This is a genomic window from Halocynthiibacter sp., assembly GCF_049608145.1.
Taxonomy (GTDB): Bacteria; Pseudomonadota; Alphaproteobacteria; order Rhodobacterales; family Rhodobacteraceae; genus Halocynthiibacter.
Map to the genome: position 1 here is coordinate 1 of NZ_JBMYXF010000004.1, position 20,533 is coordinate 20,533.

The window sequence follows — 20,533 nt, forward strand, 5'->3', positions numbered from 1 at the left end:
TATTCCATTGCGGAACTTATGGCGCGTGTGCGCAACCAGTTGCGCCGGTCACGCCCTGCGACGGTTGGGGAGAAATTGTCGTTTGAAGACATCATGTTGGATGCGGAAAGTCACAAGGTGTTTCGAGGTGAAACCCCTGTGAAACTGGGGCCGACTGAATACCGTCTGTTGACGACCTTCATGGAAAAACCCGGGCGTGTCTGGTCAAGAGAACAGCTTCTGGATCGTGTCTGGGGGCGTGATATTTATGTGGATACGCGTACGGTTGATGTGCACATCGGACGTCTGCGCAAAGCCCTGATGAAGGCCGGGGGCGAGGACCCGTTGCGCACGGTGCGCGGCGCGGGATATGCCCTGGGTTAAGGTCGGTTTTTCCGATGCACAAAGCATGCACATGATATGCACAATCTATGCATATCATGCGTGCGCAGTGTTAAGGTTTTAACGCAGAGTGAGATTGCTGTTTCCGCGCAATACGTAGCGGAACGTAGCAGCAATAATCAGCAGGCTGATAAGAAACCAGATAATGCCCCACATTAATGTGGTTCCACCGATGTTCAGCGCTAGGATACGTGCATCCGACATAGCACCTGAGCGCCGGATTGTATCGTCCCAGATGTCCCAGGGCACATAGATCATACTGGCCATACCGATGACCCGCAGCGTGAAATCACAGAGATTGTGCGGCGCAGCGCGGGCAATAAGCAGAAGGGTCATTGCAGTGCCAAGCGTAAAGGCCACAGCAAATCCGCTACGTATCCAGAGCAAGGTAACCAACACCATCAATATGCCAAGTGCGGCCAACGCATACCGGTCTAGCCGGCTGTTGACAGAAATCGCAAAAAGCAGAACCCCGCAGAGCAGGGACCCAAGATAACCAGATGTGGAAAGCCAGAAACTACTTCCCCCAAGCGCAATGACATGACCGCCCTGCATGGGGTTGATTTCAAACTCTGCAACGCGACCACCGGTCAGGACTGCGGCGATCGCATGGGAAAACTCATGAAAGAAAACCACAAGGATCTTTAATGGCGTCAGCCAGGGGGCGTTCCAAAAATAAACAATAATCAATGTCAAAAGCAACAACTGCCAGTGATTACGAAATATCTGCATCGAAGTCGTGGCTCCTGTGTCAGGCAAAGTTTGAGTTTGTGCTGCGAATGTGCTGATCTGAGCAAAACCATCTGTAACACTTTCTATAACACCAGGGGCGGGCATTATGAAAACAAAAGAAAACGTGTTGAAACAGCGACTTTTGGCCGGGGACACCACTGCTGGGCTTTGGATGGGGGCTGGCCATGCGGCGTTGGCTGAAATCGCGGCGCGGGCGGGGTTTGATTGGTGCTTGATTGATGGCGAACACAACCCGAATTCTGATGATATGGCCCTTGCACAATTGCAGGCGATGGATGGCGGGCAGGCAAGTGCTGTGATGCGGGTGGCTTCGGCCGAAGATTGGCTGATCAAACGGGCCTTGGATATCGGTGTGCAGACACTGGTGGTGCCCATGGTGCATACGGCTGACGATGCTGCGCGGGTGGCTGCGGCCTGCCGTTATCCCGGCTGGGTGGACGGGCAGGGCACACGGGGCATGGGGGCCTATCAGGCGCGGGCCTCGGGCTATGGTGCCTATGAGAATTACGTGGCTGAGGCCAATGATCAGGTGTTTTGCTTTGTTCAGGCGGAAAGCCGGGCAGCGCTTGAAAATATCGATGCGATTGCGGCAACGCCGGGCGTTGATGGCGTCTTTATCGGGCCTGCGGATTTGTCGGCGGATATGGGATACCCGGGCAACCCTGGCGCCCCTGAGGTGAAAGAGGCGATCGCGCATATCTGCGCGCGGATTCAGGCGGCGGGGAAACCTTTGGGCACGGTGACGTTTGATGTCAGAGACACTTCAAAGCTTATCAATCAGGGGTTTCAGTTTATTGGTGTGGGGGGTGATTTGGCATTATTTGCGGCGGCAGCACGTAAATTGGCAGTTGATGCCAAGGGGGCAATTTAAGATGCAAACCCTAAACGAGAAACTCGCATTGGTGTGCGGGGATGGGCGAACGGAACCATTGCAACATTCCTTGAACGTGCCGCGGCCTGCTCATACGCCTATATGAAAAACCGGGATGATACAGAAGAGCAATCGCCCTGGCGCTGCTGTGCTGAAATCCTATATTCGGGTAAGGATTATGAGTAATCCCATGTCTTTCGCACGCGAAATCGGAAAGATCCCGCATTCTGTGAAATAGCGCTTTCCATAGTGTGCGATTCATGAGATAGGGACGCGTCAAACGAACCAACCTTGGAGAGACCCCCATGGAAATTCGCGAGGCACTCACCTTCGACGATGTTCTACTTGTACCGGCCGCATCAAATGTGTTGCCGTCAACGGCTGATACCAGCACTTTTGTGACGCCCAGCATTCGCTTGAACATCCCGCTTTTGTCCAGTGCGATGGATACAGTGACCGAGGCGCGCATGGCGATTGCCATGGCGCAATCCGGCGGAATGGGGGTTATTCACAAGAACCTCAACCTCGAAGAACAAGCCCGCGAAGTGCGTCGTGTGAAACGTTTTGAAAGTGGGATCGTCTATAACCCGATTACGCTGACTGCGGATCAGACGCTGGCAGATGCAAAGGCACTGCAAGAACGCTATCGTGTCACAGGTTTCCCGGTTGTGGATCATGACGGGCGTGTTGTTGGCATCGTGACCAACCGGGATATGCGTTTTGCCTCTGATGATGCGACGCCTGTGTCTGTGATGATGACCACCGGTAACCTTGCGATGCTGCAAGAGCCTGCGGATCTGGATGAGGCGAAAAGCCTGATGAAGGTGCGCCGGATCGAAAAGCTGCTGGTTGTGGATGAGGCAGGCAAGCTGACCGGTCTGCTGACCCTGAAGGACACGGAACAAGCGGTTCTGAACCCGGACGCCTGTAAGGATGATCTTGGTCGTCTGCGTGTCGCTGCGGCGTCCTCTGTCGGGGACAGCGGTTTTGCCCGTACAGAGGCCCTGATTGACGCGGGTGCGGACATTGTGGTGATCGATACAGCACATGGTCACCATGAGGGCGTTATTGAGGCCGTGAAACGTGCCAAGGCCATTGCCGGTGCCACACAGATCGTTGCGGGCAATGTCGCAACGGGTGATGCGGTACGTGCGCTGATTGATGCGGGCGCGGATGGTGTGAAAGTGGGCATTGGCCCAGGTTCTATCTGTACCACACGCATGGTGGCTGGTGTGGGGGTGCCCCAGCTGACCGCGATTATGGATGCGGCGAAAGTTGGCCGCGAAGCGGGTATTCCGATTATCGCCGATGGTGGCATCAAATTCTCTGGTGACTTTGCCAAAGCGATTGCGGCGGGGGCATCCTGTGCCATGGTTGGATCGATGATTGCAGGCACGGATGAAAGCCCCGGTGAGATCATCTTGTACCAAGGGCGTTCGTTCAAATCCTATCGCGGTATGGGCAGCCTTGGTGCGATGGCGCGTGGATCTGCGGATCGGTACTTCCAAAAAGACGCCGCCAGCGACAAATTGGTGCCGGAAGGCATTGAGGGGCAGGTGGCTTATAAAGGCCCGGCAGGCACGGTTGTGCATCAGCTGGTTGGCGGCCTGCGGGCTGCGATGGGTTATACCGGCTGCGCGACGGTGTCTGAGATGAACACCAACTGTAACTTCGTGAAGATCACCGGCGCCGGCCTGAAAGAAAGCCATGTGCATGACGTGCAGATCACACGCGAAGCGCCGAACTACCGGGTTGGCTGATCTGCGGATGATGTAAAATAAAAGCGGCGCGAGGGAAACTTCGCGCCGCTTTTATTTGGAGAATAGGTGGCTTGTAACGTCAGCTATGCGGACAAAGCGCGCTTTCGCGGCGGCTGCGCCAATGTCTTCTTTCGTTTTAGACCAAAGTTGGTGCCGTCAAATGGGTTTGGCTCTTGTCCATACTGTTATGTCACTCGAACTTGTAAGCAGCAAAGAGTTGCCAGAGTTTGAAAAACCCCATGCCATTTGCTTGTAGTCAAAGTCGAGCAATTCAAACTTGGATTCTCTTCCAATTAATTGATCAGTGTAAATTGAACTTCCTGGGTGCTGCAGGATGTAATGGTAAATCGGCCAAGCGATTGGAACCGCTTCAACGGACCATCCATCCTTTGTACAGAGCTTGAGCCCGCCGCCATCTATCCCACTCATTCTGATGGGTTCGGTTGTTCCACCACTCAAATCCCATGCAGAAAGTGTTTCTTGATCATAGCCGTCCTGCTCACGGTTTCGATAGACGATTTGTCCAGAAAGGCAGTCAATAACCGTGTGTCCTTGGGAGCCAATTGCCAACAACTTATCAAGTTGGGGGCTATCTTTGCTTTCGTAGAAACCGAGCGATACTAGCCCCCCGACAACGACTTCAGTTGTTCGTTTCCAGTCAGTTGTTTCTGTTGCAATTTTTGCTCTCTTGAGCTTCTCCGCAATTGCATCGAACTTGTCGTTTTTCTTCTTTCCAAACATATATTGAGACTACACTGTTTGGCTGCAACTTAGAAAGCCAAATAATTATATAGCGGACGTTGGTGCGCTGCACAGCATCGGTGATTTTAGACTCGAAGCTGTTATCGGTTAAGGTTTACGTTGGTGTTTAGTTTTCCCGCCCCAAGCGCACTGACCAACAACAGAACCGCAGCGGTGCCGAGGCAGGCGGGGAGGCCTCCGAGCTGGTAGCTGATGCCGGAGAGCACCGTGCCCAGAAGGCGACCCGCGGCGTTGGCCATGTAGTAGAACCCCACATCCATGGTCACGCGATCCCCCGTGGTGAAGGCGAGGATCAGGTAGGAATGCAGGCTTGAGTTCACCGCAAAGAGCGCCCCGAAGATCAGAAGGCCCAGAACCAGCAAAGCGGTCAGCCAGGCGGCGGGCATATCGACCATCCAGACCGTCAAGGCAAGTGTGGCGGGCACAAAGGCCAGCAGGAAGACCCAGCGTTGGGCAAGATGGGTCAATTCATCCTGGCTGCGGGTTGCGGCGCGCAAAAGCTTGGGTGCGCTGGCCTGAACGCCGCCGTAAAGGATCACCCAGATCGCCATGAATGTGCCGACAAGGAAGAAAGCTGTGCGTGCGCCTTCATGGGTGCCATCGGACAGGACCGAGTGGAAATAAACCGGGATGCCAACGACGAACCAGACGTCGCGTGCGCCGAACAGAAAGACCCGGGCGAAGCTAAGCCAGTTGATATTGCGATTTTTGGAAAAGACTTCGGAAAACTTCGCATCCTTGCGGCCCGCAGGCAGGCCCGCAGGCATTTTCCAGATGATCAGCAGCAGGATCAGCGCCAACACGCCCGCCATGCCCCAGATCGCCGCGTAATAGCCCCAGAGCGCAAGCAATGCAGCGCCCAGAAGGAAGCCAAGACCTTTGACGGCATTTTTGGAGCCCGTCAGCATAGCGACCCAGCGGAAGAGACCGTCGCCCTCAGTCGGTGCCAGTAGTTTGACCGCAGATTTTGACGACATTTTCGCAAGATCTTTGGCCACGCCAGATGCGCCCTGAACCAGCATGACGAAGATGACAGAGAACAGCATCGCCCAGTCTGGGTTCAGCTGTGCCAGCGCGACAAGGGCACAAATCTGGATGAAGAGACCCGCGTAAAGCGTTGATGTCAGGCCAAAACGCGCCGCGATCCATCCGGCGGACAGGTTTGTGATGACACCCGCGATTTCGTAGAACACGAAGAGAAAGGCCAGTTTGACGGGGGGAAATCCGAGGCTGTGAAAATGCAGAAGCACCAACATGCGCAGGGCGCCGTCAGAGAGCATAAAGGCCCAATAGGCAGCGGTGACGGCGACATAGGCCGCCATGCCATTTTCCCGCGTGGGTGTCATGACAGGCTGTTGCCGACCATACGGGCCACATCTACCAGGCGGTGCGCATAGCCCCATTCATTGTCATACCAGGCGTAGATTTTCAGCTGGGTGCCATTCACAACCATGGTGGAAGGCGCATCGACGATCGTGGAACGCGGGTCATTGGTGTAATCGCAGGAGACAAGCGGGCGTTCCTCGTAACCTAGGATGCCTTTCAGCGGGCCTTCGGACGCAAGTTTGAACGCTGCGTTGACCTCTTCTACGGTTGTTTCGCGTTCCAGTTCAAACACCATATCTGTGAGCGAAGCGTTCAGCAGGGGCACGCGTACCGCATGGCCGTTCAGCTTGCCGGTGAGTTGCGGAAAGATCTGGGTGATGGCCTTGGCGGATCCAGTGGTGGTCGGGATCAGGGAATTCAGAGCAGATCGCGCACGACGCAGATCTTTTGCGGGACGATCCACGATGGTCTGGGTGTTGGTCACGTCATGAATGGTGGTCATGGAACCATGACGAATACCGAATTCTTCCAGGACAACTTTCACCACTGGTGCGAGACAATTTGTTGTGCAACTTGCTGCAGTTACGATGCGATGTTCATCTGAATTGTAAATATTATCATTCACACCGAATACGATATTCGCGGCGGTGTCTTCTTTGACCGGAGCGGAGACGACGATCTTCTTCACGCCTGCATCAAAGTAAGGTTGCAACGCGTCAGCAGTTTTGAAAGCCCCCGTACATTCAATGACCACATCCACACCATCAAGCGGCAGATCGTTTAGGTTGCGGGTACAGGTGACGGGGATGTTGTTGCCGTCGATGGTGATGCTGCTGTCGTCATGGGAAAACACGGCATCCCAGCGACCATGCACTGTATCAAATTCCAGCAGATGCGCGTGCATTTCCGGATTGCCCACCGCATCATTCAGGAACGCAACTTTTGCACCGCTTTCTAACAGGGGACGCAGAGCCAGTTTTCCCATACGGCCCAAGCCATTGATTGCATAAGTTGTCATGGGGATCTCCGGCGGGTGTGTGTTCGTTACTCTCTTCAAAATCCATAAATCATGGATTGGTGATTTAAAAGGAAAAGTTTTGTGACAAAAACGAAAAAGCCCGGAGCAATTGCCCCGGGCTTTCAAAGCTTAAAGTTAGGTAAACTTAGAAGTTCACGGACATCTTAATGCCAGCGGCAACTGCGTGGTTGTCGGTGAATGATGCATTGATGGTGGATGTCGTTGCATCGCCGATATCAATATAGCGAATTCCGCCAGTGATTTTGACGTTGTCTTGTGTCCAAGTGGCCGCGAGACCGATGCTGGTGTTACCATCTGTTGGCCCAAGATTCCCTGTAGGAGTTCCACCGGATGGTTCATATCCAACCATCACTGCGCCAGACCAAGTCTCATTAAACTTCCGTCCGATACCGAGGTTATATGTTGTTGTGCTCTCTGTATAATCCACAAGAGCACCGCCTGGATATTCTGGCGGTGTAATATCTGTAGTCGCCCAATCCACCCAATGAATGGATCCAAATAGGAGTGTATTCTGCGCAATTCCAGACTGGAATTCCAGGTTGACGGACTGTGGTGTCACGACGTCAAAGGGATTTCCTGTGTTGTCACTGAAACCATGGGTGATCTCTGAATTATAGCTTAACGCGACTCGCAATGCGATGTCAGGCCGTTCGTAAGCGACCCCAAGCGCGTATCCTACATCCCATTCTGCGGGAACGTTCAACGCATATGGACCGCCTCCGGTAGGCAAGGAAATGTCGCCCTTCATGGACTGCAATCGGATGCCGCCAAATACGCTAACATTATTAGGCATACGGTAGCGTAGCATACCGTTTACGGCCAAAGTTGAGAGTTCAGCAGTTGCGCCGTTGAACGGATATGGTGCGGCAGCTGAAGGGTAGGCTACGCTGGCGCCATAGGGTTGATTCACCGTTACCGCGAGCGCGAGCTGGTCGCTAAGATCTCGTTTGTAGCCAAAAGACCAGTTCTGGTAGGCTTGGGCCATGTCACCACTGGGAACCGCGCCACCACCGATGGAGCCGGAGATTGTAGGGCTTACACTGCTGATGGAAAATTCTGCGTATTCACCGTCTTCAAACAGAATTCCCGTCGAGGGGGCTACACGCTCAATACCGCCAGCAATCGCCCCAGATGTGGTCAGTGCCAGAAGGGCAACTGTGCTCATCAGTTTGTTCATTTCATCATCCCTGTTTATTTTCTTATGATTAAGCAAAGTCTTGCCGATCAGAGGCCTTGGGTCAATTATTAACCCCACGTAAACGTAAATCGCCTGAATTGAGTTACAAATTGTACACAATCAGCGCAGGTTTCAGGATTCGTTCAGGATATTCAGATAATTGGCGGCAAAGATGATCAAGGCGCCGATGATTGCCGTCAGTTCGATGGGTTCATTGTACAACACGATTCCAACCACAACGATGATGGGCAGACGTGCAAAGTCGATGGGAGAGACAATCATCGCGGGTGCGACAGCTAGGGCTCTTGCAATGCAAAAATGCGCAAGAAGGCCGCAGATCCCGACCAGAATCAACCAAGGCGCGGTGTTGGCTGCGGGCAGGGTGATGTTGCCGTCATAACCCGCGGTTATCAGACCAAATACCGTTTGTGTGACGACCAGCCAGAACATGATCTTGGTGATGCTGTCATGACGTGTCATTTGCTTGGTCAGGGTGGTTGTGATGGCAAACCCAATGGCGGCAAGGGCTGCGGCAATGAAACCCGGGGAAATGCTGGCATTGTCGGGGCGCGCAACAAGAAGAATTCCGGCAAAGCCCAGAAGCACAGACAGCAGGCGTATTGGTGTCATTTTCTCACCCAGAAATACGGCTGCAAAGATCATGACCCAAACGGGTACAGTGAATTCCAAAGCAAACACCTGCGCCAGCGGAATCAGAGGCAGGGCAAAGAACCATAGGTTCTGACCGGTGAAATGCGCGATATTGCGGAAGATATGTCGGTCGAGATGTCGGGTGTTCACCTGTTTCAATGTTCCGGCATAGCCCCCGATCGTTAGAACGATGATTACGCCTATGACGGATCTCCAGAGCATCAATTCGAACGTATCAAGATCACTTGCCAGTTCACGCCCGGCAATGGCCATCAGGGTAAAGGAAATGATGGAACCTGACATCCAGAAGGCTGCGGTCAGGATTGCGGGGCGTTGGGGGGGGGGCGTGGGCTGTGTCATGCGGGCAGAATGATGAAATGCAGTCGCGCTGCAAGCTTATTCAAGCCAGGCGTGACGATTTTTTGCATTGACCAAAGGGGCCATCTGCCAGGCCAAGACGCGCAGGGTGTTAAAACCGGTGGCCAGAACCTCGCGCCAGACCATAGCGCCTTGGGGCCAGTTTAGACTTGGACTGGTGCTGCGGAAAGGTTCTGAATTTGAAAGCGCGACATCAAAGATGCGCCGGTCATTCCATGCGGCCCAGTGTAGCGAAGCCCAGACGCGGGGCAGATGAAAGCCTTCAGATACAGCGATAATGCGCCCGTTCTGGGGTAAGTCTGGCAAGGAAAACAACGCGTTCTGCAGTGTGGATAGAGATTTCGTTTCGCTTGTGATTGCCGCTGCTGGAACACCCATCGATACAGCCAGTTCACGCATTTGATTGCCTGCAGCGGGGCCGTTATCCCGGGCCATGCCGCCGCTCATATGCAGGCGCGGGGCAACACGTTGTTGGTATAGTGTAACAGCTTTTTCGACGCGCAGAATTGTAGAGGAATGTAAGGTGCCATCCGCATCCATACCCGCGCCAAACACCATGATAACATCAGCAGAGGAAAATATGTCCGGTTCAAAGCGATCCTGAAGCCAGGCAAAGGAGGGAATGAAAACAAGCAGAGAAACGAAAACACAGATAAGCAATGCCAGACTGCGGCGAAACAGCTTAATCAATCGGAAACCTCTGTTATTTCATAGTCGCGGGGAATGCCGGCAGTGATATCTGCCCAGACCGATGCTTTGGTGCGTGCCTGATGGGCGTCAAAGGAGGCCTGATCTGTGAACACTTCAGCCACATCAAAACGTCCGGGAACGTCAGGGTTTTCCGTGACTTCAAAGGAGATGCATCCGGGTTCCTGATGGGTCAGGCGGATGTGGTCAATAAGGCCCGCGCGCACGGCATCCAGTCGGTCATCTGGCACAAGAATGTACCCATTCAGCTGAATTTTCACGGCGCGGGTCCTTTTGTCTATATCTTCAGGGCAGGTGGCCCGGGAAGATTACTCCCACTCGATGGTGCCAGGAGGTTTTGATGTGATGTCATAGGTCACGCGGTTGATGCCTTCGACTTCATTGATGATCCGGGTTGCGGTTTCACCAAGGAATTCATGGCTGAACGGGTAGTAATCCGCTGTCATGCCGTCGACAGATGTCACCGCGCGCAGGGCGCAGGCGTAATCATAGGTCCGGCCATCGCCCATCACGCCAACGGTTTTCACCGGAAGGATCGCAACAAAGGCCTGCCAGATATCATCGTAAAGGCCATGTTTACGGATCTGGTCGATGTAAACGGCGTCGGCTTTGCGCAGGATTTCCAGCTTTGGACGGGTGATTTCACCCGGGCAGCGGATCGCGAGGCCTGGTCCCGGGAAGGGATGACGACCGATGAAGCTTGCAGGCAGGCCAAGTTCACGGCCCAGCGCACGCACTTCGTCTTTGAACAGCTCACGCAATGGTTCGACCAGTTTCAGACCCATCTTTTCAGGCAGGCCGCCCACATTGTGGTGTGATTTGATGGTCACGGAAGGGCCACCAGAGAAGGAAACGGATTCGATCACATCAGGGTACAGCGTGCCCTGGGCGAGGAATTCAGCGCCATCTATCGTGTCAGCGTGTTTCTGGAACACGTCAATGAACAGCTTGCCGATGATCTTGCGTTTGGTTTCGGGATCAGATTGACCTTCAAGTTCGCCCAGGAACAACTCTTGCTCATCCGCGTGGATCAGCTGCATGTTGTAATTGTCGCGGAACATGGTGACGACTTCTTCAGATTCACCTTGGCGCAGCAGGCCGTGATCTACAAACACACAGGTCAGTTGATCGCCGATCGCTTCGTGGATCAAAACCGCCGCAACGGAGCTGTCAACACCGCCGGAGAGACCACAGATGACGTTCTTATCGCCAACCTGTTCGCGGATCTTGTCGATCATCTGCTGACGATAGGCACCCATTGTCCAGTCACCCGAGAAACCGGCAAGTTTCACAAAGTTTTCATACAGCTTTGCACCGCGGGGGGTATGGTGCACTTCGGGGTGGAATTGCACCGCATAGAAATGACGTGATGCGTCCGCCGTGATGGCATATGGCGCATTCGGGGAGGTTCCGTAAACCTCAAAACCCGGAGCGATTTCAGAGACATGGTCGCCGTGACTCATCCAGACTTGTTCGTCGCCGTCAGAGAACCAACCGTCCAGAATATCAAGCTTGTTGGCGGGGGTGACAAAAGCGCGGCCGAATTCTGCGGTGCCGTGACCGCTTTCGACTTTGCCGCCCAGCTGATGCATCATCACCTGTTGACCGTAGCAGATGCCAAGGATTGGTACGCCGTAATCAAAGATGCCTTCAGGTGCGCGAGGCGATCCTTCGCGGGTCACGCTGTCCGGGCCGCCGGAGAAGATGATGGCTTTTGGAGCAAATTCCTTAACAAACGCCATGGTGACGTTTTGATAAGGATGAATTTCGCAATAAACCCCGAGCTCACGCAGGCGACGCGCGATAAGCTGCGTGACCTGGCTGCCGAAGTCGATGATCAGGAGGTTTTCATGGTGCTGTGTCATGTGCATGCATTAAATTGTGCGTGAAGACGAAGCAAGCTGCAAAAGCCACGGAGACCGCATTTTACCAGTTTCGCAAAATTGTTAAAGGTTGCGTTTGTGCGGGTTCGGTTAACCAAAGGTTGATTTTCTCCTTAAAGATGTGTCTTACTACCGTTAATAAAAAATAAATATACGGCGTAGCAGCGCTTTTGGCGGTAACAGGTTTCAGGCAATGAACACACTTGTGTTGTATTCCCTCAGTGGGGATCCGTTCTCATTTACCAATGTGACGGTCACAAATTCATATGTCGTTCCGATTACGGATGACGACAGTTTTATTGAAGACCCGGATTCCAACGGCACGGCCCAGTTGGATCTTTCCGGTGTGCCTGGCATTAGCAATTCAACGAATTTTCAGGTGTTTGAGGCCCGATCCGGTACGGTGGGGGGGCAACCCGTTACGTTCACGCTGATCCAGTGGTCTGGCACCCCCTATATGTTTGTGAACAGCGGTTCGGTGACTGTAGGCGACGTGATTGCCAATACCGCAAACGGATTTGCGCCCCCAACGCCACCGACGGATTATTCCACATTGCCGGATTTCGTCTGCTTTACAGAAAGCGCCATGTTTGACACGCCTTTTGGAAAACGCTGTGTTTCTGATCTAAGACGTGGTGATTTGGTAAAACTGGCAAATGGGGATGTTAAGCCGATCAAATGGATCGGAAGACGTAAATTATCGTCAGACGATCTGAAAGCTTCTCCTCATCTTTCCCCGATCCGTTTCCGGGCGCATTGTCTGGGTGTGGGGCATCCTGAAAATGACCTTTGGCTTTCACCCCAGCATAGGGTTGCCGTGACCGGAGGAAATCTGGAACTGTTTCTGAGCCATCGGGTTATGCTGTCAGCAGCCAAGGCATTGACCGATATCGACGGTGTCACACAGGAGACGGATTTTCAGCCCGTCACCTATTATCACCTGTTGTTTGATCAGCATGAGATATTGGATGTGGAAGGGATGTTATGTGAAAGCCTATATCCAGGGGATTCCGTATTGAAAGGGTTTGATGACGCCGCCTTGTGCGAATTATATGAAGTGTTCCCGGAACTGGAAACGGATGCAGGCAGTTATGGCGACACAGCTTTGCCGGTTATGAAGTCATATGAGGTGAAAGCAATGTCGAGGGGGATTTTCGCCCCACTGGCCCGCGATATCTTTGCAGAGGACTGCGCTTGCGCGTAAATTGACGTGCGAATTCTGGTTTTAATACGAAAGCCGCAGGGGAAATGTCGCTTTCGCCTGTCAGAGGCCGTATTTTCCCTTATACGCGACATTTTCCCGGTCTAAACATATCTCAAACGACATTCCGGGAGAAGACAGATGGCAGAAACAGCCCGCAGACGCGCACGTGGTGGTGGTGGCGCAGCCCGCCGCGCAGAACGTACAGCCGTTAACATTGAAACCGCTAAATACATCGAGCGCAACATTCCGAACCTTGAGATTCTGAATGAAGAAGCGCTGTCCATCATCGAAGAGAACGCAGAAACCGTTCTGGCCGAAATTGGTGTGAACTTTGTTGAATGCCCGGAAGCGCTGGAGCTTTGGCGTGAAGCAGGGGCCGAAATTGATGGCGAACGTGTGCGTATCCCGCGTGGCCTGTGCCGCGAACTGATTAAAACCGCGCCTTCCAGCTATACCCAACACGCCCGCAACCCGGAAAAATCCGTTGTGATTGGTGGCAATAACCTGGTGCTTGCGCCCGTTTATGGCCCGCCCTTTGTGCGGGATGCGGATGGTGGTCGCCGTTATGCAACGATGGACGATTTCAACAAATTCGTAAAGCTGGGCTATATGTCCAAATGGCTGCACCATTCGGGTGGTACGGTGTGCGAACCAACAGATGTTCCGGTGAACAAGCGTCACCTGGATATGCTGCACGCGCATATGACACTGTCTGACAAGCCTTACATGGGGTCTGTGACGGAACCATCCCGTGCTGCTGATTCAGTTGAAATGTCGAAAATCTTGTTTGGCGATGAATTCGTTGATCAGAACGCGGTTATGACGTCACTGATTAACATCAACTCTCCGTTGACCTTTGATCCGATCATGGTTGGGGCGCTGGATATCTACGCCAAAGCCGGGCAGGGCTGCATTATTTCGCCGTTCATCGTTGGTGGTGCTATGGCGCCGGTTTCTGTTGCGGGTACATTGACACAGGTTCTGGCCGAAGTTCTGGCCGGTATCGCATACAGCCAGCTTGTGCGCAAAGGTGCGCCGGTGATCTTTGGTTGTTTCGTGACATCTATCGATATGAATTCCGGGGCGCCGACATTTGGCACACCGGAAGCATCACAGATCCTATATGGCGCAGGTCAGTTGGCCCGTCGTCTTGGTCTGCCGTTCCGTTCCGGTGGTGGTCTTTGCGGATCTAAACTGCCTGATGCGCAGGCGGCATATGAAACCGCCCACACCCATAACGCAGCTTTGCTGGGTGGCGTGAACTTTATGCTGCATTCTTGCGGTTGGCTGGAAGGTGGTCTTGTATCTTCCTTTGAAAAATTCGTGATGGATGCGGATCAACTGGGTGTCTTGCACAACCTTGCCAAAGGCGTGGATGTGTCTGAAAACGGTCAGGCCATGGATGCGATCCGTGAAGTGGGGCCGGGTGGTCACTATCTGGGGTGTGCGCACACGCAGGCCAACTATCAGTCTGCCTTCTGGCGCACCGATCTGTTGGACTATAAGCCATTTGAAACCTGGGATGAGGAAGGCGCACGCGACACCGTGACCCTTGCCAAAGCCCGTGTTGAAAAGCTGCTGAACGATTATCAGCAGCCTGCAATGGATCCCGCGACCCGTGAAGCGCTGGATGATTATGTTGCGCGTAAGAAAGCTGCGGAACCAGACGCATTTATCTGATGCCTGGGCTGAACTGTCATCCCGCGCGACGTGACCGCAGGATCTGAATTTCAGCCATGAGTGCAACTAGGAGTTCTACATGACGGGCGATGCTGTAAGATGCATCGCCCGTTTTACGTTTCTCTTCCATGTCATTTTCGACATTCATCAGCTGTGTGACAGCGCGCCCAGGGCCTGGTAGTTTTTCATCCTGAACCAGACGCGTCAGATCCCGATCGCGGCTGTAATGTGTTAATCCAAAACGCGCGGCGCGGATCAAAAGACGGGGGCGGCGTAAGGCGTTTAGTAAAGTCATCAGATCAGTCATATCTTCATTCCTTTGGTTCGTTTCCAGAGAAATGTAATGCAATCATAGCGTGTGTTGCGTGATCTGAAAACCACCGTTCGATGGGTTTCCAAGGTGTTTAGAACTTATCGACAATGCTTAGGACACCTGAAAATATTAACCAACAAGTAACCAGTGCACTCATAAGTTGCATAAGTCGAAGTCTCTGGTATGGCTTTGAAGAAAGGGCGCAGAAGGAATGAAAAAGCAGGCTAATACGGACGTTATTGGTTTCGCTGAACTTCCCAGATGGGTTCCTGGTGCGGTCAGAAACTATCTGCTTCATACGGTAGGTGGTTTTTCGATCCGGGAATTGGCCCGTAAAAACAACTGCCATGCATCCACGGTTATGCGCCAGGTCAGACGCCTTGAAACCCAGCGCGAAGACATACTGGTGGACGAAGCGCTTGGCCGTCTTGGGCAGACATATTTTCAGGTATCCCGCTCTTCTGCTGAGCCTCGACATAAGGATACCTCGCCAATGACTGTACCACATTCAAAAGCCGCCGCTATTCAACCCAAAAAACAGGGGGAATCTGCTGGATGTAAAGCGAAAACCATGCGTCAGGAAAAAGACGAGCGTCGTATTCTTAGCCGTCTTTCTGAAACCGGGGCTGTTCTTGTTGTTGCGGGGGATCTGGACAAAGCGGTGGTTGTGCGCAGCTTGCCTGGGGGCAAATCAGCGCGCACCGCAGTCGCGGACCGCGAAATCGCCCAGTCGATGGCCCTGAAAGACTGGATTACCTGTTCTGCCAAGGGAAAAGTCACGCAATATAAGATGACGACCACAGGCCGCGCCGCATTGAAACGGATGATCAGCGTGACGGATCCGGAACAACCGGGTTTTGCAGACATGCAGGCAAGTTTTGGGGATCAGCATCGTATCTGGGGCAAGAAACAGATCGCCAGCGGCTGTGAAGATGAAAAACCACGTCACATCCGATATAATATCGCTGAAAGCCCGTTGGCGGGTCTGGCCCGTCGCCGCGATAAGGATGGTAAACCTTTTCTATCGGATGATCTGGTGCATGCGGGGGAACGTCTGCGGGAAGATTTCGAACTGGCGCAGATGGGGCCGCGTGTGGCCCAAAACTGGGAGCGTTTTCTGACCGGTGGCGGTCGGGGCAGTTTTGGTGCGGACAGCGGTGTTGGCCATGGTCCGGATGAAGCGCGTCGTCGTGTGTCCGGTGCGCTGGAACATCTCGGCCCGGGGCTGGGGGATGTGGTTTTACGCTGCTGTTGTTATCTTGAAGGGATGGAGACAGCTGAGAAGCGTATGGGATGGTCCGCGCGATCTGGAAAGGTTGTTCTAAGGATCGCGTTGCAACGGTTGAAACGCCATTACGATGAAACCCACGGGCGGTTCGGCCCGATGATCGGTTAATAAAAAAGGCCCGCATGCAGCGGGCCTTTTCTTTAAGATAATAAAAGCTTACGCGCTTTTCTTCAGCCAGTTCAGAACTGTTTCAGGGGAAGATTCACCATATGGATCTTCACCGTGGTTGTCTGCAAGGCCTGGCTCTTCGAACCATGCTTCTACAACGCCGTCGTTGATAACAGCGGCGTAGCGCCAAGAACGCATGCCAAAGCCCAGGTTGCTTTTCTCAACCAGCATGCCCATTTTGCGTGTGAATTCGCCACAGCCGTCAGGGATAACGTTGACGTTTGAGATGTTCTGGTCTTTCGCCCATTTGTTCATCACAAAGCTGTCGTTCACAGACATGCAGTAGATGCTGTCGATGCCTTCAGCTTGGAAGTCAGAAAAGCCGTTTTCATAACCAGGAAGCTGGTAAGTAGAGCAGGTCGGTGTGAACGCGCCGGGCAGGGAGAACAATACAACGCGTTTGCCTTTGAAGTAGTCAGCGGTGGTTTTGTCTTCCCAACGGAAGGGGTTGTCACCGCCGATGCTTTCGTCGCGTACACGTGTTTTGAAGGTTACTTCTGGCAGTTTCTGTCCGGATTTCATCGGATATTCCTTTGCTGAATTAAGGTCTGTTTGTCTGGTCTGGCGGGGGCTGACCAATCGTTTCCCGATGGCGTTTAAAACGATTCTAAGTTCCATTCAATTCCCCGTATGACACAGGCGCGCAATCTTTGTGCAGGCACTGGTAAATCCGGCAGATCTTCGCTACCTGTTAGATAAGCCCAGTAAGGATGCCAGATATGCGTGATCTCAAAGTTCCAGCCGAACGTCACCCGGAAAAAGCCAAAAATCCTGATACGGTGCGGGTCAAAAAACCTGACTGGATCCGTGTCAAAGCCCCAGGTGGCAAAGGCTATGCAGAAACCCATAAGATCATGCGTGACAATGGGCTGGTGACGGTTTGCGAAGAAGCAGGTTGCCCCAACGTGGGGGAATGCTGGTCACAGGGCCATGCCACCATGATGATTATGGGCGAGGTCTGCACCCGTGCCTGTACCTTCTGTAATATTGCGACGGGCAAACCGCCCGAAGCGTTGGATGTGTTTGAACCGGGCCGTGTGGCATCAGCCGTGAAAAAACTGGGCCTGAACCATGTGGTGATCACCTCTGTGGATCGTGATGATGTGGAAGATGGCGGGGCGGAACATTTTGCCCAGACCATCCGCGCCGTACGTCAACAATCGCCCAGCACGACCATCGAAATTCTGACGCCAGATTTTATTCGCTGTGCGCCCGAGGCGCTTGAGGTTGTTGTTGCGGCAAAGCCTGACGTGTTTAACCACAATCTGGAAACTGTGCCTGGCCTTTATCCTGAGGTACGCCCCGGTGCGCGGTATTTCCATTCTCTGCGTCTGTTGCAGCGCGTGAAGGAACTGGATCCGTCCATGTTCACGAAATCCGGCATTATGGTGGGTCTGGGCGAAGGGCGTCAGGCGGTGATGCAGGTCATGGAAGACATGCGCGCGGCCGACATCGATTTCCTGACCATTGGGCAATACTTGCAGCCCACGCCGAAACACCACGCGGTGGATCGTTTCGTGACGCCGGATGAATTTAAAACCTATGAGAAAGCCGCTTATGGAAAAGGGTTTTTGATGGTGTCGGCAACGCCTTTGACGCGGTCCAGCTATCACGCGGGGGATGATTTCGCACAGCTGCGTGCCGCGCGGCTTGAGAAGCTTGGCAAGGGCTGACGGTTTTTACCAATTCATGAAAAAGCCCTGAATGCGGTTGTGCATTCAGGGACATCAGATTTGTTTTTGTATTGGATCAGACGAAGCGCACTTTGCCGATGAAACCCAGGTTGCGGTTGCGCTGAGCATAGTCGATGCCATAGCCCACAACAAATTCATCGGGGATCTCAAACCCGGTCCAGTCGGCGCGGATTTCAACTTCGCGGCGGGACGGTTTGTCCAGCAGGGCGATGGTCTTTAGTTTATTCGGTTTTCTGGTGTGCAGCAGGGCGGTCACATGTTTCAGGGTGAACCCGGTATCCACGATATCTTCGACCAAAAGCACATCACGCCCGCCAATTTCACCACGCAGATCTTTCAAAATACGCACTTCGCGCGAGCTTTCCATACCATCGCCATAAGATGACGCTTCTAGAAAGTCGACTTCGACGGGCAGATCCAGTTCGCGCACAAGATCCGCGATGAACACGAAAGATCCGCGCAACAGGCCGACAACAACAAGTTTATCGGTGCCTTTGAATTCGTCTTTGATTTCGCAGGCAAGATCTTCGATGCGGGCCGCAATGGATTTGGCGGAAATCATCTGATCGATGACATAGTCGGGGCCTGAAGTTGTCACGTGGCTTCCTTTTCACGGCTTTTATCGATGGGCATGCCTCGTGTAGCGACTGAAAGGGGGGCCGGTCAACCATTCGCGTGAAATGCGTCGATTTTGCCATGGAATCTTTTTTGAAGTGGACGTAAACAAGCCCTATGCCGACGCACAGTGAAACAAGAACCCTGCCATATTCCGCTGATCAGATGTATGATCTGGTGGGCGATGTTTCGTCTTATCCGAAATTTCTGCCCTGGTGTTCAGCCGCGCGTATTCGCAGTCGGAAACCTTTGCCGGACACATCCGGAGAAGTGATGGAGGCAGATCTGGTGATTTCCTTCAAATTGTTTCGCGAACGCTTTGGCAGCCGTGTGCATCTTTACCCACAAAAGCATCGCATTGAGATGGAATATCTCGACGGACCGTTCCGATATCTGAAATCACATTGGCAGTTTCGGGATTTGTCAGGTGGCGGGTGTGAGGTTGAATTTTACGTCGACTTTGAATTCCGCAATATCGTTTTGCAAAAACTGATCGGCGTTGTTTTTAACGAAGCGATGCAACGGATTGTGCGCGCCTATGAAGCACGTGCCAAAGATCTCTACGGTTGAAAAAAATAAAACGGGCCTTTCCTGTTTCCGAAGAAAGACCCGCTACGCGCCAGAGAGAGAGAAAGGTCGACAAGAAGTCGGGCGCGAAAGTTGGCGATAGATATATGGTGGGAAGAGGTAACCGAATTACTCGGTTAAAGCGTAAACGACCGCCAAAATTGCACCACACACTGTTCGCTTTCGTTATGAAAGCAGAGATCCGTGCGAAAACCAATATATAATTGTAATGAGTGGGCGATTTCGTAACGTTTTGATGAAGAATTGGGCAAAATCGCGTCGCCAATTGATGTTGGGGTGACCTAACGTAAGCCTTTGCCCGTATTCAAGGCATTCAGCAGCAATTGGATTGCGTGATCTCTTGCGGATAATCTGACGTTTTCACGCCCCAATGCCCCGAATTCGACGGTTTCGCTAAATACCTGAAGGCATGAGTCGTGTGATGTGTTGGCCGTGGCAAAGCATACGCGACCTTCTGGTTTGTGATCAGATCCGCCGGGTCCTGCGATGCCGCTGATGGCAACGGACAGATTTGCACCAGAGGCCTTGATTGCACCAGTGGCCATTTCACGGACAACCTGCTCAGACACAGCACCGAATTGCGAAAGTGTCGCGGGCTGCACGCTCAACAGTTTCTGTTTTGCGGTGTTGGAATAGGTCACAAACCCATATTCAAACGCCGCAGATGATCCGGGACGTTCCGTCAGGGCGGCAGCCAGCATTCCACCGGTACAACTTTCTGCACAGGTCAGCGTTTTACCCGTCGAAAGGGCTGTTTCTATCAGTAATATCAGCTGATCTGGGGCGTTCACAGGGCAGGTATCCCATGGCTGATAGCGGCCCCGATCATAACCGCAATAGCGGCCAGAACGCCGGCGATGACATCATCCAGCATCACACCAAGTGAATCATCCCGGCGATCGGCCCAGCCAACCGGACCAGGCTTGGTGATATCAAAGAGACGAAATGCGACAAAAGCCACCAGTATCCCGGGCCAAAGCGCGCCAAAAGCCACGCCGGCATGGGATGCGCCGATGGATACCGGCAGCAAGGCCAGCCATTGTCCGGCGACCTCATCAATCACGATTTCTGACGGGTCATGATCATCTTGGCCGCGGGTGGACACAGCGGTTGCCCACCAACCGATCAGAAAGGATGCAACCACACCAAAGGCCAACAGGTTTGTTCCGCCAAGACTATGCAGCCCCCATCCGGTAAAGACAGCGGCAACAGATCCCCATGTGCCGGGTGCGGGTTTGAGAAGACCGGCACCAAAGAAGACAGCAATCGATCGGGCTATTGTTTTTTGCATCGC

Annotated in this window: 22 protein-coding genes; 8 read left to right on the forward strand and 14 right to left on the reverse strand. The window is 53.2% G+C overall.

Annotation, left to right across the window (positions count from 1 at the left end; translation table 11 throughout):
* A partial coding sequence (locus tag ACPGUT_RS02425) for a winged helix-turn-helix domain-containing protein (RefSeq protein WP_423988652.1) occupies positions 1–363 on the forward strand: 363 nt, incomplete at its 5' end.
* Between the two features lie 78 nt (positions 364–441).
* On the opposite strand, the gene ACPGUT_RS02430 is transcribed toward ACPGUT_RS02425, so the two are convergent.
* Entirely contained in the window at positions 442–1,113 is a 672-nt protein-coding gene (locus tag ACPGUT_RS02430) for a M50 family metallopeptidase (RefSeq protein WP_423988653.1), read from the reverse strand.
* A gap of 106 nt (positions 1,114–1,219) precedes the next feature.
* On the opposite strand from ACPGUT_RS02430, the gene ACPGUT_RS02435 reads away from it, so the two are divergent.
* A complete protein-coding gene (locus ACPGUT_RS02435) occupies positions 1,220–2,005 on the forward strand; it encodes an HpcH/HpaI aldolase family protein (protein WP_423988654.1) in 786 nt (261 codons plus the stop codon).
* A gap of 305 nt (positions 2,006–2,310) precedes the next feature.
* Positions 2,311–3,765, forward strand: a complete 1,455-nt coding sequence (guaB, locus tag ACPGUT_RS02440; protein ID WP_423988655.1) for an IMP dehydrogenase — start codon at positions 2,311–2,313, stop codon at positions 3,763–3,765.
* Between the two features lie 156 nt (positions 3,766–3,921).
* On the opposite strand, the gene ACPGUT_RS02445 is transcribed toward guaB, so the two are convergent.
* From ACPGUT_RS02445 to guaA, 8 genes are all read right to left on the reverse strand, one after another.
* Positions 3,922–4,506 (reverse strand): hypothetical protein, encoded by a 585-nt coding sequence (locus ACPGUT_RS02445; RefSeq protein ID WP_423988656.1) that lies wholly within the window; start codon positions 4,504–4,506, stop codon positions 3,922–3,924.
* Positions 4,507–4,607: 101 nt separating this feature from the next.
* A complete protein-coding gene (gene arsJ, locus ACPGUT_RS02450) occupies positions 4,608–5,873 on the reverse strand; it encodes an organoarsenical effux MFS transporter ArsJ (protein ID WP_423988657.1) in 1,266 nt (421 codons plus the stop codon).
* Positions 5,870–6,871, reverse strand: a complete 1,002-nt coding sequence (locus ACPGUT_RS02455; protein ID WP_423988658.1) for an ArsJ-associated glyceraldehyde-3-phosphate dehydrogenase — start codon at positions 6,869–6,871, stop codon at positions 5,870–5,872. The genes arsJ and ACPGUT_RS02455 overlap by 4 nt, the downstream gene beginning before the upstream one ends.
* Before the next feature lie 145 nt (positions 6,872–7,016).
* Entirely contained in the window at positions 7,017–8,069 is a 1,053-nt protein-coding gene (locus tag ACPGUT_RS02460) for an OmpP1/FadL family transporter (protein ID WP_423988659.1), read from the reverse strand.
* A 132-nt stretch (positions 8,070–8,201) separates the two neighbouring features.
* On the reverse strand, positions 8,202–9,023 hold the full coding sequence (locus ACPGUT_RS02465; RefSeq protein ID WP_423988660.1) for a DMT family transporter: 822 nt from the start codon (positions 9,021–9,023) through the stop codon (positions 8,202–8,204).
* A gap of 93 nt (positions 9,024–9,116) precedes the next feature.
* Positions 9,117–9,788, reverse strand: coding sequence for a YdcF family protein (locus tag ACPGUT_RS02470; protein WP_423988661.1), 672 nt, complete (start codon positions 9,786–9,788; stop codon positions 9,117–9,119).
* Positions 9,785–10,066, reverse strand: coding sequence for a putative quinol monooxygenase (locus ACPGUT_RS02475; protein ID WP_423988662.1), 282 nt, complete (start codon positions 10,064–10,066; stop codon positions 9,785–9,787). The genes ACPGUT_RS02470 and ACPGUT_RS02475 overlap by 4 nt, the downstream gene beginning before the upstream one ends.
* A gap of 48 nt (positions 10,067–10,114) precedes the next feature.
* Complete coding sequence (gene guaA, locus ACPGUT_RS02480; protein ID WP_423988663.1) at positions 10,115–11,671, reverse strand: glutamine-hydrolyzing GMP synthase; 1,557 nt, start codon at positions 11,669–11,671, stop codon at positions 10,115–10,117.
* Positions 11,672–11,882: 211 nt separating this feature from the next.
* On the opposite strand from guaA, the gene ACPGUT_RS02485 reads away from it, so the two are divergent.
* On the forward strand, positions 11,883–12,893 hold the full coding sequence (locus ACPGUT_RS02485; RefSeq protein ID WP_423988664.1) for a Hint domain-containing protein: 1,011 nt from the start codon (positions 11,883–11,885) through the stop codon (positions 12,891–12,893).
* A 138-nt stretch (positions 12,894–13,031) separates the two neighbouring features.
* Positions 13,032–14,573, forward strand: a complete 1,542-nt coding sequence (locus ACPGUT_RS02490) for a trimethylamine methyltransferase family protein (protein ID WP_423988665.1) — start codon at positions 13,032–13,034, stop codon at positions 14,571–14,573.
* A 16-nt stretch (positions 14,574–14,589) separates the two neighbouring features.
* Here ACPGUT_RS02490 and ACPGUT_RS02495 read toward each other — a convergent pair whose 3' ends face one another.
* Positions 14,590–14,880, reverse strand: a complete 291-nt coding sequence (locus tag ACPGUT_RS02495; protein ID WP_423988666.1) for a DUF6477 family protein — start codon at positions 14,878–14,880, stop codon at positions 14,590–14,592.
* Positions 14,881–15,097: 217 nt separating this feature from the next.
* On the opposite strand from ACPGUT_RS02495, the gene ACPGUT_RS02500 reads away from it, so the two are divergent.
* Positions 15,098–16,282 (forward strand): DUF6456 domain-containing protein, encoded by a 1,185-nt coding sequence (locus tag ACPGUT_RS02500; RefSeq protein ID WP_423988667.1) that lies wholly within the window; start codon positions 15,098–15,100, stop codon positions 16,280–16,282.
* Positions 16,283–16,330: 48 nt separating this feature from the next.
* Here ACPGUT_RS02500 and ACPGUT_RS02505 read toward each other — a convergent pair whose 3' ends face one another.
* Positions 16,331–16,864 carry a peroxiredoxin gene (locus ACPGUT_RS02505; protein WP_423988733.1) on the reverse strand — a complete coding sequence of 178 codons (534 nt, stop codon included), beginning with the start codon at positions 16,862–16,864 and terminating at the stop codon, positions 16,331–16,333.
* A 197-nt stretch (positions 16,865–17,061) separates the two neighbouring features.
* On the opposite strand from ACPGUT_RS02505, the gene lipA reads away from it, so the two are divergent.
* Complete coding sequence (gene lipA, locus ACPGUT_RS02510; RefSeq protein ID WP_423988668.1) at positions 17,062–18,015, forward strand: lipoyl synthase; 954 nt, start codon at positions 17,062–17,064, stop codon at positions 18,013–18,015.
* 76 nt (positions 18,016–18,091) lie between these two features.
* Here the strand turns inward: lipA and hpt are convergent, their stop codons facing one another.
* A complete protein-coding gene (gene hpt, locus ACPGUT_RS02515) occupies positions 18,092–18,598 on the reverse strand; it encodes a hypoxanthine phosphoribosyltransferase (protein WP_423988734.1) in 507 nt (168 codons plus the stop codon).
* Positions 18,599–18,768: 170 nt separating this feature from the next.
* Here hpt and ACPGUT_RS02520 point away from each other — a divergent pair, with 170 nt between their 5' ends.
* The gene (locus tag ACPGUT_RS02520; RefSeq protein WP_423988669.1) at positions 18,769–19,221 is read left to right on the forward strand and encodes a type II toxin-antitoxin system RatA family toxin; all 453 of its coding nucleotides are present in this window, start codon (positions 18,769–18,771) and stop codon (positions 19,219–19,221) included.
* A gap of 299 nt (positions 19,222–19,520) precedes the next feature.
* Here the strand turns inward: ACPGUT_RS02520 and ACPGUT_RS02525 are convergent, their stop codons facing one another.
* Both ACPGUT_RS02525 and ACPGUT_RS02530 read right to left on the reverse strand, forming a co-directional pair.
* Positions 19,521–20,030 (reverse strand): CinA family protein, encoded by a 510-nt coding sequence (locus tag ACPGUT_RS02525; RefSeq protein WP_423988670.1) that lies wholly within the window; start codon positions 20,028–20,030, stop codon positions 19,521–19,523.
* Positions 20,027–20,530 (reverse strand): phosphatidylglycerophosphatase A family protein, encoded by a 504-nt coding sequence (locus tag ACPGUT_RS02530; protein ID WP_423988671.1) that lies wholly within the window; start codon positions 20,528–20,530, stop codon positions 20,027–20,029. Before ACPGUT_RS02530 ends, ACPGUT_RS02525 begins: the two co-directional genes overlap by 4 nt.
* Positions 20,531–20,533: the final 3 nt, after the last annotated feature.

Coding starts and splice junctions, on each gene's coding strand:
- ACPGUT_RS02455 (WP_423988658.1), bottom strand. CDS start 6,871: ATGACAACTTATGCAATCAATGGCTTGGGCCGTATGGGAAAACTGGCT.
- ACPGUT_RS02445 (WP_423988656.1), bottom strand. CDS start 4,506: ATGTTTGGAAAGAAGAAAAACGACAAGTTCGATGCAATTGCGGAGAAG.
- hpt (WP_423988734.1), bottom strand. CDS start 18,598: ATGATTTCCGCCAAATCCATTGCGGCCCGCATCGAAGATCTTGCCTGC.
- guaB (WP_423988655.1), top strand. CDS start 2,311: ATGGAAATTCGCGAGGCACTCACCTTCGACGATGTTCTACTTGTACCG.
- ACPGUT_RS02530 (WP_423988671.1), bottom strand. CDS start 20,530: ATGCAAAAAACAATAGCCCGATCGATTGCTGTCTTCTTTGGTGCCGGT.
- ACPGUT_RS02485 (WP_423988664.1), top strand. CDS start 11,883: ATGAACACACTTGTGTTGTATTCCCTCAGTGGGGATCCGTTCTCATTT.
- ACPGUT_RS02495 (WP_423988666.1), bottom strand. CDS start 14,880: ATGACTGATCTGATGACTTTACTAAACGCCTTACGCCGCCCCCGTCTT.
- ACPGUT_RS02520 (WP_423988669.1), top strand. CDS start 18,769: ATGCCGACGCACAGTGAAACAAGAACCCTGCCATATTCCGCTGATCAG.
- ACPGUT_RS02500 (WP_423988667.1), top strand. CDS start 15,098: ATGAAAAAGCAGGCTAATACGGACGTTATTGGTTTCGCTGAACTTCCC.
- lipA (WP_423988668.1), top strand. CDS start 17,062: ATGCGTGATCTCAAAGTTCCAGCCGAACGTCACCCGGAAAAAGCCAAA.
- guaA (WP_423988663.1), bottom strand. CDS start 11,671: ATGACACAGCACCATGAAAACCTCCTGATCATCGACTTCGGCAGCCAG.
- ACPGUT_RS02505 (WP_423988733.1), bottom strand. CDS start 16,864: ATGAAATCCGGACAGAAACTGCCAGAAGTAACCTTCAAAACACGTGTA.
- ACPGUT_RS02465 (WP_423988660.1), bottom strand. CDS start 9,023: ATGTCAGGTTCCATCATTTCCTTTACCCTGATGGCCATTGCCGGGCGT.
- ACPGUT_RS02430 (WP_423988653.1), bottom strand. CDS start 1,113: ATGCAGATATTTCGTAATCACTGGCAGTTGTTGCTTTTGACATTGATT.
- ACPGUT_RS02490 (WP_423988665.1), top strand. CDS start 13,032: ATGGCAGAAACAGCCCGCAGACGCGCACGTGGTGGTGGTGGCGCAGCC.
- ACPGUT_RS02460 (WP_423988659.1), bottom strand. CDS start 8,069: ATGAACAAACTGATGAGCACAGTTGCCCTTCTGGCACTGACCACATCT.
- arsJ (WP_423988657.1), bottom strand. CDS start 5,873: ATGACACCCACGCGGGAAAATGGCATGGCGGCCTATGTCGCCGTCACC.
- ACPGUT_RS02435 (WP_423988654.1), top strand. CDS start 1,220: ATGAAAACAAAAGAAAACGTGTTGAAACAGCGACTTTTGGCCGGGGAC.